We start from the raw sequence: 15,918 nt of genomic DNA on the forward strand, positions 1-15,918 counted from the left end.
TGTGCGTGCGCGATGCCAGCTTCATCGCCGCCAACATGCGCCCTGAGGACCACCGCGAGATCGCCTGCCTGTGGAAGGACTGGGACACGCGGGCCTTAGGTGTCTGCGCCATGGAAACCGCGGTGCCGGGGATGGTCTGGTCCGTGTGGTACGACGGCCAGCCGGCGGCCGCCTACGGTTTCAGCCGGGCTTCGGCTTTCGATCCCGACCACTGGCAGGCCTGGGCGTTCGGGACGGAGCGCTTCCGGCGCTGCGTGCCGCTGATCACGCGCCATGTCACCAGCCTGCGCCCGCTGATCGAACAGGAATGCCGCAGGCTGCAGGCCATCACGCTCCAAGACCACGACATTGCCCATGGCTGGATCGAGGCGCTGGGGGCAAAACGCGAGGGGCTCTTGCGCTCCTACGGCCGGGGCGGAGAGGATTTTTTCGTCTATGCCTGGGTGCGCCGAGCCGGGACCTGTTCATGTCCAGAGACGTCGGGATCGAATTCGGATGCGCATTTGCACGTTTCTCCCCTTCGACAAGCGGACCAGTGAGTGGGCCCCGGATCTCCGCTTCGCTGCATCCGGGGTAACCGTTTGCGGGAGTGGCACGTCACCCTCAAAGCTCTGGGGTTCTATCGCATCCGGTCAAACGGAACAGCAGGATTGTGACGGCGGGCACTGGGGGCGAACAAGCAGCAAGGTACACTTTGCAATCCGGCGCCATGACCATAGATTCACCGGATCGGCAGGCGTTTTGGAAAGTTTCGACCGGAGACCTTTTGACATGACATTGACGCTCGGCACCATGACACCCGCGATTTCAGGCAATATTTCGCAGCTGAAAGCGGTCATCCTGGCCGATTTCAGGGCCACGGAGAGAAATGTCGGCTTTCACGCCGGACGGCTGTCGCAGGGCTTCAAGCTGCTGCTTTTGAAGAGCCTGCCGAAGCCGGATGATTTCGAACTCCAGGGAACGACGCTGCGTTCGGGCGGACGATACGGTTTGCCCGCGGCAAGCGATGCGGAAGACCGGATGCGGCGCGCCGTCCATGATGACGTTCTGGCGACCCGGGGAACCGAGGGTTATGCGGCGCTGCAGGCTGCCGGCCTGGGCGTTACCAAGGTGTCCGGCCGTGACCGGCTGGTGAAGATCCTGCCGACGACGCCGCATGACGGCGGCATGGCGCCGAAGGACCAGTATCCGGCCGGCGGCGGTTTCCTGCAATGGAATCTGAAGAAACCCGGTCTGCCGTTCCTGTTCGCAGCCGAATTCTTCGGCGACGGGACCGTGCGAATACCCGGCGAGACCCTTCAGCTGAACAGCGGCAATCTCAACGTCGATTATCCGCAGCGGGCGAAATTGCAGACCTATCTGCAGACGGTGTGATCGTGCGGCTTTTCCGGGCGCCGTTGCCGGGACGTTGAGAGATCCCGGGCCGCGCGCCATGGAGCGCGCGGCACGAGAAATCGGGCTTCAGGAGGCGAGGGCCGCAGAGGAGCCGGAGGCCAGGTTACGGCCGGGACGGCCGGCGTCAGCCTCGGCACTTGCGAGCACGGCTTCATCGGAAATCTGGTTCTCGTCCGTGATAAAACGCACATCGTCGATGCCGATGAAGCCAAGCACGTGGCGCATGTAGTCGCTGGCGAAGTCCTCCTCCGAGTCGAACCGGGTGCCGCCGGAGGCATAGATCAGGACCGCGCGCTTGCCTTCCAGAAGGCCGACCGGGCCGTCAGCCGTGTGCCGGAAGGTCACGTTGGCGCGGCAGACCTGGTCGAGCCACAGCTTCAGGCTGGCCGGGATGGTGAAATTGTAGACCGGAAGGCCGATGACCAGCAGGTCGGCCGCCTGCAGTTCTTCGATCAGTGCATCGGAAACCGCGAGCGAGCCGCGCAGCGCCTCGGTGCGCTCAGTATCGGGCATGAACGCGGCGGCGACCCAGTCGGCGCCGATGAGCGGCACGGGGTCGGACAGGTCGCGGTGAATGATCTCAACATCTGCCCGGAGCCCGGCGAGAAAGCGGGAGGTGAGCGCGCGTGAGACCGAGTTGTCCTTCCGGGCGCTTGTATCGAGGCGGAGTACTTTCATGTGTCTTCAGATCCTTTTTGTCCTGGACAAGATGAAAGTTGACATAAGGCTTCTCATTGGGAGGAGGAATGAGCTAGAACAGCAAATGATTATTCCAGTTTGGAGAAGGTATGTCGCGCCTCAGCGAAATCGAGACATTCGTCGCCATCATCGAGGCGGGCTCGCTGAGCGAGGCGTCCCGCCGGTCCGGTCTTGCTCTTTCGGCCGTCAGCAGGCGGCTCAAGGAGCTCGAGCAGCGCCTGGGAGCAACGCTTGTGCGCCGGTCGACGCGAAAGATCAGCCTGACGGATCCCGGACACGACTTCTATCTGCAGTGCCGTCAGATCCTGACCGATCTGAACGATGCCGAGACGTCGCTGAAGGAAACGACGCGGCAGCTTGAGGGCCGGATCCGGATGAGCGCGCCGGTCTCCTTCACACACCTGCATCTTTCCGGAATTCTGGCGGAATTCCTCGAACGCTACCCATGTGTGGAGCTGGACCTCGAGCTGAACGACCGGCGGATCGACGTGATCGAAGAAGGCTACGACGTCGTGCTCCGCCTGGGCCAGTTGCCCGATTCCAGCCTGCGGGCGCGGCGGCTGACGAAGATCCGCCATGTTCCGGTCGCCGCCAGCGCGCTGCTGGAGCGGATGGGCCATCCGGAAAGCCCGGAGGATCTCGGCCGCTTTCCCTGCCTGCGCTACCGCTCCACGAAGCAAAGCAACCAATGGAATTTCCTGCGGCCGGACGGCACGGAGGGCAGGGTCCAGCCGGGACGCCGGGTGCTGTGCAACAACGGCGACCTTCTGACGAAATTTGTCCAAGCAGGCCTCGGCATCGGCCTGGAGCCGACCTTTCTGAGCGCAAGGAGCATTCTTGAGGGCCGTCTCGTCCCCCTGTTTGCCGACCATGTGTGGTCGGACAACGCGGCTTACCTCGTCTACCCGGAGGCGCGGCCCCTGCCTCTGCGGGTCAGGAAGCTGATCGACCACATGGCAGCGAGCTTGACGCCCGAGCCGGTCTGGGATCGCGAGATCGCCAAACGGTACCGGCTATACTGATCCACCGATGGCCGGCGCGGCTTTCCAGTTGCCGGAAAGCCGCCTGAAAACGTTCAAGCGCTGCAAATCGATTGGTTGCACAGGGCTTTTCGTGAACCTGTCTGCGAACGGTTGGTATCAGACATGCGGAGCGCAAGCAGGGGCTGCCAGGTCCGTTTCTCCAGATCACAACACGGACCCCTTTTCCCAACCGCAGGTTGGTGCTAGAACAATCCATGAACACTTGAAAAAACTGGGGCCGGGATCAATGGCGGATTTTGAAGACATTACCGGCTGGCGGGAAGAACTGGCGGCGTTTGAACGCACAGAAGAGGGCCATACATTTTTCAACAAATACAGTTCGTGGGACCCAAAAAACAGGGCCCCTAAACTGCCTTACGAGACAGCGATTCATCTGGCCGAACTGTATTTTAAACACCCTGAAATCCACGAGGCACTGAAAAAATCGGCTGCCTGGTCCGTGTATCTGGATGCTAACCCGGACTTTGGCCGGGACGACGAAGGTTTCGACGAGCTTTGTCCCTGGGAAGACAACAGAACCATTCATGATTTTGCACGCTGGTACGCGATGAAAGTACGGTTCCCGTACGACAGGAACAATTACGGCACAGGAACGGCGTTGGCCAAAGCAGTTGTAAACGGCGTTCTTCCTTCGCTGTCAGCTCCGGAAACGAGAGCTTATGCGGAGAAAGAACATTCGGAAGACATCAGCTTCTCTGGTGAGGGGCGCCTGTGATGGAAAAAGTCATAATCCTGGACGCCTCTGGCATCCTAACGATCATAAAGAGAACAGGCACCAAAGCCAATCCGGTTCAGGGGCTGAACGCCCTCGATGCTGGATGGGGCCAACCGCCGAGAGCTTTGCCGCCGGTTCCATTCCGGAAGCATTCAAAGGAACTGCGAGATGAAAGAAATACCTCAAGGCAAAGATCTGGAAGATCTGATCATCCAATATGCAACGGTGCTGGCCGGTAACGAGCAGCTTTGCAATCTGATGCTTCGGCAGGAGGAAATAGCCTACGACGACCCGATGGGGGCTCGCGATATTCAAGTCGAGCTGAATTGGGCCAGCTATGAATTTAGCAAAGAACAAGGCTTTGAAGGGCATCCTGACGGCCCGCTTATAGGGCCGCTGAAATTGGCTCAAAGGGTTGTTGTTTCAATGCTGAAAGGAGAACTCAAAGATCTTTCTTCTGAAGAAACCCGGCAATTCATACGGCGGAAACTAATTGATTCTGCATGGTTCTACGGTGTCGATTGAATGGAAACTATTATTCTGGACTGGAGCGCCCTGTCGCAAATTATTCGACAGGGTTCTGAAGGTGTGCTGGAACAGGCATTGCGATGACGTCCCGCCAGCTACACCACCTCCTGGGACATCATCCGGAGTAGCACGAGTGCGTCTGGACAAGCGCGCAGGGCAGCAGGATTTTCGGGAGCAAAGCGCTCAACGGGGACCGGCTGTGAAGCCCTTGAACGCAGGCAGGTTTTCGAAAAGGCACGTCTGATCAGGGGGCAGACAAGTGCGCGCGTTGGACGTTTCGCCAAAACGAGGCTAAAACGGGCGCTGTCACGGTAGCCTGGAAATTGCAACCAGGCGAAGGTGCCGGCTCGAGAGATTTTAGCAGGACTGCGTGGAGGATGCTTTTACCGGATGCGAAACGGCGTTAGAACAATACGTGAACAATTTGAGAGAGACTGAGAGCGGGACCAATGGCGGATTTTGAAGACATTACCGGCTGGCGGGAAGAGCTGGCGGCGTTTGAGGCCACAGACGAGGGTAGGGCCTTTTTTAACAAGTATAGTTCGTGGGACCGCACAAAAGGCAGGGCACCCAAACTGCCCTATGAAACAGTCATTCAATTTGCTGAACTGTACTTCAGACATCCGGAAATTCTTGAAGCGATGAAAAAGTCAGAGGCCTGGCTCGATTATCTGAATGCCAATCCGGACTTTGGACGAGATGACGAAGGTTTCCACGAACTTTGTCCCTGGGAGGAAAACGAGACCGTGCTTTACTTCGAGCACTGGTATGCAATGAAAACCAAGGTTCCTTATGACAGTTCGAACCTTCGGCCAGGCCTGCGCCTGGCCTACAAGGTTGCGATCGGAGAGCTTCCGTCTCTGACAGCTCCGGAGACCAGGGCCTATGCGGAAAAGGAATTCTCCAAGGAGATCCTGTTTCCCGGTGAGGAGGGGAAATGAGAGAGAAGGTGATACTCCCCGATGCCTCCGAAATTCTGACCTTTATCCGAAGAGCGGGATCAGGTGGTAATTCGGTTCGATGATTGAATGCAATCTCGATGACGCTGGTTGCATTCTGGAACAATCCATGAACAAATCGAGAGAAACTGAGGGCGGGCCAATGGCAGATTTTGAAGACATCACAGGGTGGCGGGAAGAGCTGGCGGCGTTTGAGGCTACAGATGAGGGTAGGGCCTTTTTTAACAAGTATAGTTCGTGGGACCCAAAAAACAGGGCACCTAAACTGCCTTACGAGACGGCCATTCATCTGGCTGGGCTGTACTTCAAGTACCCTGAACTTCACGAAGCACTGAAAAAATCAGCTGCGTGGGTGGCGTATCTTGACGCCAATCCGGACTTCGGCCGGGACGACGAAGGTTTCGACGAGCTTTGTCCCTGGGAGGATAACAGAACCACCCACGACTTCGCGCGTTGGTACGCGATGAAAGTACGGCTCCCCTACGACGAAAACAATTACGGCGCAGGAACGTCGTTAGCTAAAGCAGTGGCAAACGGTACCCTTCCATCGTTGTCAGCTCCGGAGACGAGAGCTTATGCGGGAAAAAAGTATTCAAAGCACATTGCCTTCCTTAACTAGGGGCGTTCATGATGGAAAAAGTCATAATATTAGACGCCTCCGAGATTCTGACGATCCTTAAGAGAACCGGCACCAAATCTGACCCGCTTCAAGGGCTGAACGCCCTCACAAACCGGGGCGACAAGTTTTTCTTCAACAAAGATTTCTCCCAAGAGTTGATAGACTCTCAAGAATGGGAAAGTAAAAAGGGACAACGTCTGCAGCAGTGGTTGGAAGATAACTCCAAACACATCGTGTCAATTGATCCAGTTGAAGGTGAAAAAGAAGAGAATTTCTACGACCCCGAGGGAAAGCGGAACAGTAACCGTGGGGGAAAGGAGCGAGCGGATATGGCGATCCGCAAGTTCATGTGGGTGAACAGGGTCAAGTATGAATTCGAAGTCATCGGCCGCGACATCGATCTGCTGGATAACAATGTCGGTGAAGGGCATCCGCTGAATGGCTTGAAGTTCGACAGATTGAGCACGAGGTCGGCACTGACGTGGCTGAGCGCACATCCGGACGTCCCGCTACCAAGGGACAAGTTCACGGCGCTGACGAACAGGCTCGAAGCTGGCAAATTCGACTTGTCTCCGGAGCGCGCAGTGCACGAGCTTGAGGTGCACCGGTATGAGATCCCCAAAAACTACGAGTACGCACAGAAATTCATAAAAGACACCCAAGACCGCAAGGTCGGAGAGCGGTTCACAAAGCTCTTTCGCAATGGTGCTCCCGCGCTTGTTCTCGGCCTTGCGGCCGTGCCCGTTTTCAGCATGGTCAAGGCGCGGGCGGAGGAGAGGAGCATTCCGTTTGCGCAGGCAGCACGCGAACTCGGGCTGGACTTTAGCGAAGACGACCTGAAGGGGCTTGCGGCGGATGTCGGGGTCGATCTGGCGGTGTCGCTGACGCCCGTGGGCGTCGTCAAGAAGGCCTGGGACGTGCTGGGCAATATCGACGATATCGTTGCGGTGACGCAGCTTTACGGTGAGGCCTATCCGGACAACCCGGTCATTCAGGAACTGGCCGAACTGGCGACAACCGTCGAGGGCTCGGAGACGTTCAAAGCTTATGTCTACGGGCGCGATGCGCTGACCGGAGCGGTCGGCGGGGTTATCGACGGCATGCTGGGCGATAGCGGGGACGAAGAAGAAACCGCTGAGGCGCTGGCCCATCTGCGGGCCTCGCTGCAGGAAGGCGGCGCGGCGCAGCAGGCGGCCAATAGCGGCGCAACGCAGGCGGAGTTGGCCGAAACGCTCACCTTCGACCTGCGGCAGCGCATGGCCGCGCAGCAAAGCCTGTTCGCCGCGGAACCGACGGCAACCGCCGATGCGCCACTGACCGCGCCAAGGCCGGATGCAGCCGCTCTTTCCGGCGACACGGTTCTTTCGGACGAAAAGCACGTTCCGATGTCGGCCATGCCGGGTCTGCCGGGATCGGCGCCGCTCCCGCAGCCGTCCTTCACGCGAGACACGGTGCAGTCCAGCCTTATGTCGGCGGAGCCGATGGCAACAGCAAAGACACCGCTGAGCGCGCCACAGCCGGACGCCGCCAGTCTTTCCCCCGATGCCGGACGGATGGATGGCGCACGTTCCCAAGCCCCGGCTTCCGCTGGTGTGGATGCGCGAACAAACAGAGAACCTTTCGCCCGCAGGACCTCCTACGACACCTACAGGCGCCTGGGCCTGACGCCCGAGGAGGAGGCGCAGGCGGTGGAGGAATTCCGTGCGCTTGTGAAGGAGAGCTATGTGGACATGGGCGGCGACATGGAAGCGGCGCAGCTGCTTGCCGGGCGGTTGTTCGCCTTCGACTGGGGCCTGTCGGCCTTCGCGCAGGCGCCGGAAGGCACGGTGCTGAAGCACCCGGTGGAAAAGGTCTATCCCGAGCTTGAAGGCGCCGGGCATGACTACATCCGCAGCGATGTGGAAGCCTTCCTGGAGGCCCAAGGCATCAAGGCGGCCCGGTGGTATCTGACCCCGAACGAGAAGACCGGCCGGGACCGCAAGAAAGCCTGGATGGACGATCAGGGCTATGGCCCGCGCATGACCCTGGCCTATGACGACGACACGGGCCGGCAGCACGTCGTGACCGACAGCTATCAGGCGGACATACGCGGGCCGCGCCTCAAGCAAACGGATGCGTATAACCGGGCGCTCGGTGAACAGGCGGCGCCGTACGGCTTTGACGATCCGGTTGCGGCGGCAAGGGCGAAGCTGTCGGGGGCGAAGCAGACAGGTGCAAAGCAGGCAGGTGAAAAGCAGACGGGGGCGGCGATGCCGGTGCCCAGGGCGAATCCGAGCCCGAAGCCGTTGGGCCAGGAGCTTGGCGGACCTTCTCCCCAAGGGGGATGACGGGCAGGACCGCCAGGCGTCTGCCTTCCGCCACCTGCAGGGGAACGCTGCATGTGACGCAGGCAGGGAAGCGGGCGGGTCCGTACGCTGGGGCCGCCGATTTTTCGTGTCCAGAGCGCTCAACGGCGCGCCGATCTGAAGCGCTTGATTAACCAGCGGTTTTCGAAAAGTCGCGTCTGAACAATGAGTTCAGACGTTCCCGGGGTGCTGGACCGTTCGTCAGAACGAGGCTAAAACAGGTCCTATCACGGTACCTTGGGAAAGTGCGGCTGTAGCGATCCGCTTGCTCCATATGCAGGTTGATCCGGGCAGGCGCCGGCAGGACCCGCACGACCAACGGCGACTTCTTCTTCTTCAAAAAAATGCGGCGATGACAGCCGGCTTCCGGCCTGGCGGGAGCGGCGGGCGTGTGCGCTTGTCGCCGCGAATTGCGCCGCGTGCCGCCGCGCCTCCCGAAATTCAGACATTTCAAGAAAAGGGGACCACCCATGTGCATGTTTGGGGGCTCGAAGCAGCCCGCTCCGGAACCGACGCCGCCGCCGCCGCGCGAACCTGATCCGCAGCGGCAGGCGAAGAACCTGCAGGAAAACGACCGGCGCCGCCGGGCCGCGGCCTATGGCACGCGGGCAACCAACCTGACCAGTCCGCTGGGCGTGAGCGATTACGGCAGCGCCTCCCGGCCTGGCGTCACACTTCTGGGGCGGGCCTGATGGGCATAGTTGACGATCTGAAATCCGAGCTGCACAGCGCCAGGGCCGAGCGCCAGTGGTATGAAGCCGACTGGCAGGACTATGTGACCTATACGGCGCCGGACATGGAGCGGGCGTTCAACCGGCCGGGCGGGGTGAGCGCGCCGGACGGGATGAGCGCCTTGCGCCAGTCCGCCGCGCGGGAACGCTCGCGCAAGCTCTACGACCCGACGGCGGTGTGGCTGCTCGACAGGCTGGCCTCCGGCGTCGGCTCGCTGACCATGCCGGAGGGCTTCAACTGGCACGGGGTCGGCTTCGGCGACCCCTTTGCGCCCGAGCCCTCCCAGGCGGACGAGGAATTCTTCGAGCTGGTGCGCGACCATCTCTTCCGCGTGCGCTATTCCGGCCGGTCGGGCTTTGCGCTCGCCAACCGCTCGCGGCTGCTGTCCACCGTCAAGCTCGGCACCGGCGTTCTGTTTCCGGTCGAAAACGACGGCAACCTGGCCGACATCCGCACGCCGATCCATTACCGCTATGTGCCGCTCTACGAGGTCTACCTGATCGTGGATGCGCAGGGGAACGACTGCGGTTTCTTCCGCGTGCGCACGCTGAAGGCGTGGCAGGCGGTGAAGGAATATGGCGGCAACGTTTCCGAAAAGGTGAAGGAGGAAGCGGACGACCCGAAGCGCAAGAATGCCGAACACCAGTTCGTGCATGCCTGCTTCTTGCGCGAGGGCGGGCATCCGCAGGCCGGTGACATCCGAAAATCCCGCTATGAAAGCCTGCATTTCGAGGACGAGAGCAAGCATATCTGCCGGAGGGGCGGGTTCTTCGAATATCCGCTGGTGATCAGCCGCTGGGATCGTGACGGCCTGTCGCCCTATGGTTCGCCGCCGCAGGCCAAGCTGATGAGCGACATCAAGAGTCTGCAGAGCCTTGCAAGGGACGGGCTGATCGCCAGCTCCCAGGCGGTGCGCCCGCCGATCGCCACCCACCGGGAAGAGCGGCAGCTCGATCTCAATCCGGGCCGGACCAACCCGGGCCTGATCGACGAGCAGGGGCGGCCGCTGTTCCGGCCGATGATCGACACCGTCAATCCGGGCGCGGCGGATGCGCAGATCGAGAATATTCGCGAGAAACTGCGGATCGGGCTTTACGGCGACCTGTGGCAGACGCTGCTTGAGGGCAACGGACGGACGGCGACGGAAGCCAATATCCGCCGCAAGGAAATGGCCGACATGATCGGCCCGTTCTCCACCAACATCATGGCGGGCAACGAGGCGCTGTTCGAACGGGAAATCGGCATTCTGGGCCGCCGGGGCGCGTTTGCCGCCGATCTCGCCCCTGGAGCCGCCGGAAAGCGTGCTGGGCGGCGATGTGACCCTGACGTCGACGGCGCCCATCGACCAGATGCGCGAGGCCGGGCATTTCGAGGCGATCATGGGCTTCCAGGATTACCTCGGCATTGCCGCCGGGGCCGATCCGTCGATCCTCGACCTGCACGACCGGGAGGCGGAATACGACCTGACCCGCCGCGCCCTGGGCCTGCCGGCGAAGCTGAAGCGCCGGCCGGAGGACGTGGAGGCCCTGCGGGCCGAACGGGCCGCGCAGCAACAACAGCAGCAGCAGCTTGCCGCCGGAGAAAGCATGGCCCGCATGGCCAAGGACGGCGCGCCGCTTCTGAAGGCGATCGGCGGGCAGGGAGGCCTCGATGGTGTGGCATAGCCTGAAGCGCGCCGCGCGGCGGCGCAAGGACAGGGCGGCGGCGATCGAACGGGCCTATCGGTCGGTTTTCCTGTCTGGCGAGGGCGAGACCGTGCTGGCCGACCTAGCGGCCGAATGCGGGATCTACCAGGCGCCGCCCGCGGACCTCAGCCCGCGGGCGAGCGGCTATCTGGACGGCCGCAAGGCGCTTTATGCCCGCATCCTTTCCATGATCCGTATACCGCCGGAAGAGCATGCCGCGCTTCAAGAGGCCGCGCGACTGGAAACCCTGCCCGACTTTGACAATGACGAGGACTTTTGACGATGGACAGCGAATTTGACGCAAGCAGCCCGGTTGACGGACGGGCTGACGGGCAGGGCGAGGACCTGGGCGGGAGCCATGGCGCGGGAGGCGGCGATGCCGGCTTCTGGAACGCCTTGAGCGACAACGACCGGGCGCTGGCGATGGAGAACGGCTGGCAGGGGGTGGACAATGTGCTGGACAGCTACCGCTCGCTCCGCCAGGAGCTTTCCGGGACCGTGAGCGTCCCGGACGGGAATGCCAGCGAGGAAGAACAGGCGGCCTTCTACGAGCAGGTCTCAAGCAGTTGGACACCCAAGGACGGGTACCGGTTCAAGATGCCGGAGGCCCTGCCGGAGAACTTTCCCTACGACCAGGCCTTCGCCAGGGAGGCGGGCGGCTGGTTTCAGGAGGCCGGCCTGCATCCGGAGGCGGCGCAAAAGCTGCATGACAGGTGGGTCGGCAAGATGGCCGAGCAGTTTGCCGCCCACGAGGAGGCTTCCCGCGAGGGTGCCTTGCGCCAGGCGGATGCCGTGGAAGCGGCCCACCGGGCGCTGGTGAAGGAATATGGCGAGCCGGAAAGCGACGGCTACCAGAACGTGGTGGCCAGGGCCGACCGGGCCCTGAGCGGGCTGAAAGCCGCCGGTGTCGACCTGTCCGACTGGTTTGCCGGAAAGGGCGCCCTGAGGGCGGCGGACGACAGCGGCCTGCAGCAGGTGGCGGACCCGACGGCAGTCAAGCTGCTGGCCTTCATCCACGACAGGGCCTTTGCCGAGGACGGCCTTTCCGGCCTGAATGAAGGGACGGGCGGGGACAATCCGTTCGACACCGACAACCCCAACCTGAAAAGGCAATCGGAGCTCCTGGAAAGCAACCCGGCGCGAGCGCGGCAGCTGATCGTCTCCGCGGGGCGGGATCCGAGGCTGTTTCGGCTGTAGGAGCCGGCGGCATGCTGAGAGCGCCTTCTTCTTCTTTGTGTGGCGGCGAAACCGCCATGCCGGCAGAACAAGTGCAGCTTGTTCACTTTTTGGTTGCATTGGAACATAAGGGGAACATACTCTCGGTCGACATGGCTGGAACGGAGGAAGTCGTGAGGGCGATAAAGGTGGCCGCCGCGCTGATTGGAATGGTTCTCAGCGCCTGCGCATCAAACGATCCCAGCAGTTCAGTGCATCTGGAAGAGTGCATATGGCTGACAATTGCGCTCCGGGCGCCGTCATGGAGAGGCTTGCCGGTGAGAAGAAGGTTAGTATTATAAGTTTATATAGTAAAAATATTACCAAAATGTATTGGGAATACTTCCAGATAATGAGGAAGTGCGATTTGGTGAAGGATTTTTACTTTGTGGTTCATCAGGAATGGGCGGATGAATGAATTCGATTTCTTTCCAGTTTCCCGCCCCTCCCTTCGCTGCATTCCGAACAAAGGGTGTCCAGGTCAGACGGGCTCTGTCTAATCCTGAAACGGACGGACACAGCAGAAGTGCGAGAGCCCAGATGGTACTGCGAAAAAAGCGGTTGGACTGACGAAATGTAGATAAGGATCAAACAATGGCCGGTGGGACAAAGTATACGCATCGGTGAAGACAGATTTTATGGTGTTGTATTTCACAGGACCTACTGCGCCATGCCCGCAGACCCGTAGCGTCCCTACCGACGAAGCAGCATGAGCGGTCGTTAGTGCAGGTCCATCCTGTGCTGCGCCGCTCAACTGCGCAATAATTGCGAAAATGTGCATAACGTTCTGCACAGAGAGCTGCCTTAATAGAATTGTATTCTCCGTGAGGTTGATTATGAAAAGGATTTTCCAAACAGGAAAAGCAGCAACGGCTCTTTTGCTTACTGCGGGCGGGTGTATGCTTGGATATTTTCTGGGAAGTATGCTCCCGTCTCCGGCGTATATTGCGGATCTGCAGCGAATACCTCTTCTGATGAACACACCGGAGGATGTGTCTTTGCTTGTTAAAAGACATCTGCCGGATGACGCTTATAAAGTGTTTGAAATCGCCGCCAATTCTTCAAGCAACATCTCAATTCGCAAGGAAGAAAAGTGTGGTTGTTCTTTGATCTATCTTGAAAGAGCCGTTTCCAGGCTCCCACTGCCTGACCGGGAGCTTACAATCTACTTTGAGCTCAAAGATGGTGAATTGAAATATGGTGGCGCCTCTATCGTGAAATGGTTTCTTTAAGAAGTGAGTTGTCATATGGAAAAAATAGAAGTTGGTTATAATCCTATCGCGGTCACTGGTAATTTAGCGCATCACAAGTTCATTCTATACACGCGGTCCGATGGTACGACGTTCCAGATCCATGGTCACGGTTCGAGAGATTATGGCTGGAGTCCATTCGAAGAACTTGCCTCTAGTGGACCCAATGACCTTGCAGAATTTGGCCACTTGTCAGTTCGTGTTTTCAGGTCTTCTCCGAAGAATGAAGAGGCAGCCTTAAAAGTTCAAAGAGAAGTTGTTTTTGAAGGACCTGATCTCTCCAGGAAATTTTTTAAAATGGTGGGAATGGCGCAAGGAATTGCGGAGCAGAATACCAAGTACAATGCGGGATCGAACAACAGCAACACCTTAGTCGACCGAATTGTGCAATGGTCCGGAGGAAACGCACCTCGGTTGGGTGAGAAATATGTTTCACCCGGCAGCGTTAACGCATCGGAATTCAAGCCAGAACTATTCTCAAAAATGCCCCCGATCCTGTGGGGAAAGGAGACTTATTCCAATCACAAGGACGTGTTTGCTGGCCTCTTCGGGAACGTGGGCAGGCAAGCGGCAGAGCCGAATCAAAATAGAGAAACCGAGCAAGAGACACCGCCGTCGCTGCTCAAGAATGAGATTTCTCCCACTCGTTTAGCTCCTACATTCCATGAGCAGCATAAAAGGGAAGGCCGGGACACAGTTCCAGGCAATGAACAGAAAGTCGAAGACAAGCGTGGCTCACTTGATCCGAACGCTCTCAAAAACGCCAACCCGTTTGACGTGAGAAAACCCGACCTCAAGCAGCAGGCCACTCTTATGGAGCGTAATCCGGCGAGGGCGAAGCAGTTTATCCTGGCTGTGGGGCGCGATCCCGTAATGTTCGGATTTTAGTCTAGACGTTCGAAACCCAGTACTGTGCGCGCGGTCGCCAATCAATGCCATTCCATCGGGCCTCATAAGTGAATTCTCGAAGAAAAAGTGGGACCCGGATTTTAGTGAAGAGTATTTTCGAGTTTGGATCGATTCCCTTGTGTCCAGAGTGACGCCAATTGAAGAAGTCATGAGCTTGAAATGCAAATGAGGATAGGAAAACGATTCAGGTTTTCCCTGTCTGGTTATCTTTAGAAGGGGGCGGAATGTTAAAGGGAATTCGGGTGCTTTTATTTCTGGTCGTTCCGGCTCTTTGTACCGTCTATGTCATCTATTTCCTTGCTCTTGGCGGACTTCACCGAGACATGCGAGATTACGACATTCAGTATATTTCCGAACATTGTCCCGCACTTTCGCGGCAGGTCGGGCCGCTTGAAATCGAAAAGCGCACTGAGGCGGATTGGTCGCCGTTTTTTACGGAATACCGCTACGTTCCTGATGCGACGAGTATAGCAGGCGTTGTCGAGGTTGGCAGAAGAAACGACTGGTCCGCGTTGTCCTGCTTTCCCCTTTTCACATGTCTGTTGCCGCCGGTTATCGAAGAAAATTGCAATGCAACTGAATGAGTGAAGACCATGGAAGCGGCGTCGTTGGGTTCGTTTAAACGGCAGTCACCGACGCTCCCAAAATCACTCCAACTGCAATCTTGAGCATTCAAGCTTCTAAAAGTTAAACAGAACGAACTGGTCGATGCGGTGCGTATGGAAGCCAGACGAATAGGTATGGATCGACAAATCATGCTTTCCATCATGCAGTGGTTCGTTTCCCGGCTCCTGTCAGACTGCGCAAAATCTGCAAGGATGATTGAAAGCTTCTGCACGGCTCCATCGTAGAAGACTGACCCGAAAGCCGGTTCCCGGCGGATGCATGCCGTGCGCCGGGGTCTTTGACTTTGCCGTTCCGATCGCCGCGTTTTGAATTTTCAGAGTGTTCGCAAACTCGGCACCGGCTTCGAGTGGAGGTTGCCGATGAGCAGCGTTGCGCAAATACAGGACTGTCGCCAAAGCGCCCGCTTTCCCGGGGGCATCAAAGCATCAGGGCCTTCAAGAATAGTTCTATTCGTGTTTCTGGGATTTCTTTTAAGCGGTTGCGACGATTACTACACAATGGCTGCCTACGACACGTCTCCCGTTGTTTATAGAATTAAGAACGGTGAATTTATGATTGGAAACAGTATAATTTCGTCGAGTAACTACGATAAACTATGCATAATTTCCCCTTTGGTTCTCATAAGTAAGTTTTCAACGAAAAAGTGGGACCCGGATTTTAGTGAAGAGTATTTTCGAGTTTGGACTGTGAAGGGTGAAACCGAGAAAGTCGAAATAATACACGAAAGCTGGATCGTCATAGAAAGCGGAAACAACTTGTGTGCGGAAAATGATGAAGAAATCTACGTTTCTAAAATCGGGGAAGATGGAAGTTTATACTTGAAGTCAAGGGGAACAAATTAGAATGGCAAGTTCTAAAGATATTCATTTGGATCCTCGTAGTTTTAACTCTGATTATACGCGGGACGTTCGATCTGCCACGAAAGGATTCCGGCTAAGTCCGGATCAATTTAATGCAGTAAAACACGCGGGGGTATCGGCCGTATTGACCGAGGGTCAAGCCCGATGGCACCCGCTCTTTGCTTCAGCCGAAAGTTCCGGAGCACGTCAATCCGTTTGACACGCGCAAACCCGATCTCAAACAGCAGGCGACTCTCCTGGAACGCAATCCGGTGAGGGCGAAGCAACTTATTCTGGCGGCCGGACGCGACCCTGAGATGTTCGGGTTTTCAGAGGCCTTCGCCTAGCCGGACGCACG

Annotated in this window: 17 protein-coding genes; 16 read left to right on the top strand and 1 reads right to left on the bottom strand. The window is 58.3% G+C overall.

Translation table 11 applies throughout. The annotated features are described in order from the left end of the window. Positions 1 to 5 precede the first annotated feature (5 nt). Complete coding sequence (locus tag ON753_RS05270; RefSeq protein WP_265961525.1) at positions 6 to 539, top strand: hypothetical protein; 534 nt, start codon at positions 6 to 8, stop codon at positions 537 to 539. A gap of 232 nt (positions 540 to 771) precedes the next feature. Continuing rightward, complete coding sequence (locus tag ON753_RS05275) at positions 772 to 1,374, top strand: hypothetical protein (protein ID WP_265961526.1); 603 nt, start codon at positions 772 to 774, stop codon at positions 1,372 to 1,374. An 87-nt stretch (positions 1,375 to 1,461) separates the two neighbouring features. On the opposite strand, the gene ON753_RS05280 is transcribed toward ON753_RS05275, so the two are convergent. After that, on the bottom strand, positions 1,462 to 2,073 hold the full coding sequence (locus ON753_RS05280) for an FMN-dependent NADH-azoreductase (RefSeq protein ID WP_265961527.1): 612 nt from the start codon (positions 2,071 to 2,073) through the stop codon (positions 1,462 to 1,464). A 110-nt stretch (positions 2,074 to 2,183) separates the two neighbouring features. On the opposite strand from ON753_RS05280, the gene ON753_RS05285 reads away from it, so the two are divergent. The 14 genes from ON753_RS05285 to ON753_RS05350 all read left to right on the top strand — a co-directional run bounded on the left by ON753_RS05285 (position 2,184) and on the right by ON753_RS05350 (position 15,563). Then, on the top strand, positions 2,184 to 3,116 hold the full coding sequence (locus ON753_RS05285; protein ID WP_265961528.1) for a LysR family transcriptional regulator: 933 nt from the start codon (positions 2,184 to 2,186) through the stop codon (positions 3,114 to 3,116). 7 nt (positions 3,117 to 3,123) lie between these two features. Continuing rightward, positions 3,124 to 3,852 (top strand): hypothetical protein, encoded by a 729-nt coding sequence (locus tag ON753_RS05290; protein ID WP_265961529.1) that lies wholly within the window; start codon positions 3,124 to 3,126, stop codon positions 3,850 to 3,852. A 168-nt stretch (positions 3,853 to 4,020) separates the two neighbouring features. Next, positions 4,021 to 4,377 (top strand): hypothetical protein, encoded by a 357-nt coding sequence (locus ON753_RS05295; protein WP_265961530.1) that lies wholly within the window; start codon positions 4,021 to 4,023, stop codon positions 4,375 to 4,377. Positions 4,378 to 4,829: 452 nt separating this feature from the next. Next, a complete protein-coding gene (locus ON753_RS05300) occupies positions 4,830 to 5,321 on the top strand; it encodes a hypothetical protein (RefSeq protein ID WP_265961531.1) in 492 nt (163 codons plus the stop codon). Between the two features lie 127 nt (positions 5,322 to 5,448). Continuing rightward, positions 5,449 to 5,958 (top strand): hypothetical protein, encoded by a 510-nt coding sequence (locus tag ON753_RS05305; protein ID WP_265961532.1) that lies wholly within the window; start codon positions 5,449 to 5,451, stop codon positions 5,956 to 5,958. Positions 5,959 to 6,287: 329 nt separating this feature from the next. Further along, positions 6,288 to 8,285, top strand: a complete 1,998-nt coding sequence (locus ON753_RS05310; protein ID WP_265961533.1) for a hypothetical protein — start codon at positions 6,288 to 6,290, stop codon at positions 8,283 to 8,285. A gap of 488 nt (positions 8,286 to 8,773) precedes the next feature. Then, the gene (locus ON753_RS05315; RefSeq protein WP_265961534.1) at positions 8,774 to 8,995 is read left to right on the top strand and encodes a hypothetical protein; all 222 of its coding nucleotides are present in this window, start codon (positions 8,774 to 8,776) and stop codon (positions 8,993 to 8,995) included. Then, complete coding sequence (locus tag ON753_RS05320) at positions 8,995 to 10,704, top strand: portal protein (protein ID WP_265961535.1); 1,710 nt, start codon at positions 8,995 to 8,997, stop codon at positions 10,702 to 10,704. The genes ON753_RS05315 and ON753_RS05320 overlap by 1 nt, the downstream gene beginning before the upstream one ends. Then, a complete protein-coding gene (locus ON753_RS05325) occupies positions 10,686 to 11,000 on the top strand; it encodes a Bbp19 family protein (RefSeq protein WP_265961536.1) in 315 nt (104 codons plus the stop codon). Before ON753_RS05320 ends, ON753_RS05325 begins: the two co-directional genes overlap by 19 nt. Positions 11,001 to 11,002: 2 nt before the next feature. Further along, complete coding sequence (locus ON753_RS05330; RefSeq protein ID WP_265961537.1) at positions 11,003 to 11,917, top strand: hypothetical protein; 915 nt, start codon at positions 11,003 to 11,005, stop codon at positions 11,915 to 11,917. Between the two features lie 854 nt (positions 11,918 to 12,771). Beyond that, on the top strand, positions 12,772 to 13,167 hold the full coding sequence (locus ON753_RS05335) for a hypothetical protein (protein ID WP_265961538.1): 396 nt from the start codon (positions 12,772 to 12,774) through the stop codon (positions 13,165 to 13,167). Between the two features lie 15 nt (positions 13,168 to 13,182). Beyond that, entirely contained in the window at positions 13,183 to 14,073 is an 891-nt protein-coding gene (locus tag ON753_RS05340; RefSeq protein WP_265961539.1) for a hypothetical protein, read from the top strand. 245 nt (positions 14,074 to 14,318) lie between these two features. Continuing rightward, positions 14,319 to 14,678 (top strand): hypothetical protein, encoded by a 360-nt coding sequence (locus ON753_RS05345; RefSeq protein ID WP_265961540.1) that lies wholly within the window; start codon positions 14,319 to 14,321, stop codon positions 14,676 to 14,678. Between the two features lie 402 nt (positions 14,679 to 15,080). Continuing rightward, a complete protein-coding gene (locus ON753_RS05350) occupies positions 15,081 to 15,563 on the top strand; it encodes a hypothetical protein (RefSeq protein ID WP_265961541.1) in 483 nt (160 codons plus the stop codon). Positions 15,564 to 15,918 lie beyond the last annotated feature (355 nt).

Origin of the sequence: Roseibium salinum (genome assembly GCF_026240905.1) — a bacterium.
GTDB lineage: Bacteria > Pseudomonadota > Alphaproteobacteria > Rhizobiales > Stappiaceae > Roseibium > Roseibium salinum.

What these genes read in the sequence shown, in the direction of transcription:
- ON753_RS05280 (WP_265961527.1), bottom strand. Translation starts at nt 2,073, where the DNA reads ATGAAAGTACTCCGCCTCGATACAAGCGCCCGGAAGGACAACTCGGTC.
- ON753_RS05345 (WP_265961540.1), top strand. Translation starts at nt 14,319, where the DNA reads ATGTTAAAGGGAATTCGGGTGCTTTTATTTCTGGTCGTTCCGGCTCTT.
- ON753_RS05340 (WP_265961539.1), top strand. Translation starts at nt 13,183, where the DNA reads ATGGAAAAAATAGAAGTTGGTTATAATCCTATCGCGGTCACTGGTAAT.
- ON753_RS05305 (WP_265961532.1), top strand. Translation starts at nt 5,449, where the DNA reads ATGAACAAATCGAGAGAAACTGAGGGCGGGCCAATGGCAGATTTTGAA.
- ON753_RS05315 (WP_265961534.1), top strand. Translation starts at nt 8,774, where the DNA reads ATGTGCATGTTTGGGGGCTCGAAGCAGCCCGCTCCGGAACCGACGCCG.
- ON753_RS05330 (WP_265961537.1), top strand. Translation starts at nt 11,003, where the DNA reads ATGGACAGCGAATTTGACGCAAGCAGCCCGGTTGACGGACGGGCTGAC.
- ON753_RS05320 (WP_265961535.1), top strand. Translation starts at nt 8,995, where the DNA reads ATGGGCATAGTTGACGATCTGAAATCCGAGCTGCACAGCGCCAGGGCC.
- ON753_RS05310 (WP_265961533.1), top strand. Translation starts at nt 6,288, where the DNA reads ATGGCGATCCGCAAGTTCATGTGGGTGAACAGGGTCAAGTATGAATTC.
- ON753_RS05325 (WP_265961536.1), top strand. Translation starts at nt 10,686, where the DNA reads ATGGTGTGGCATAGCCTGAAGCGCGCCGCGCGGCGGCGCAAGGACAGG.
- ON753_RS05300 (WP_265961531.1), top strand. Translation starts at nt 4,830, where the DNA reads ATGGCGGATTTTGAAGACATTACCGGCTGGCGGGAAGAGCTGGCGGCG.
- ON753_RS05275 (WP_265961526.1), top strand. Translation starts at nt 772, where the DNA reads ATGACATTGACGCTCGGCACCATGACACCCGCGATTTCAGGCAATATT.
- ON753_RS05350 (WP_265961541.1), top strand. Translation starts at nt 15,081, where the DNA reads ATGAGCAGCGTTGCGCAAATACAGGACTGTCGCCAAAGCGCCCGCTTT.
- ON753_RS05285 (WP_265961528.1), top strand. Translation starts at nt 2,184, where the DNA reads ATGTCGCGCCTCAGCGAAATCGAGACATTCGTCGCCATCATCGAGGCG.
- ON753_RS05335 (WP_265961538.1), top strand. Translation starts at nt 12,772, where the DNA reads ATGAAAAGGATTTTCCAAACAGGAAAAGCAGCAACGGCTCTTTTGCTT.
- ON753_RS05290 (WP_265961529.1), top strand. Translation starts at nt 3,124, where the DNA reads ATGGCCGGCGCGGCTTTCCAGTTGCCGGAAAGCCGCCTGAAAACGTTC.
- ON753_RS05295 (WP_265961530.1), top strand. Translation starts at nt 4,021, where the DNA reads ATGAAAGAAATACCTCAAGGCAAAGATCTGGAAGATCTGATCATCCAA.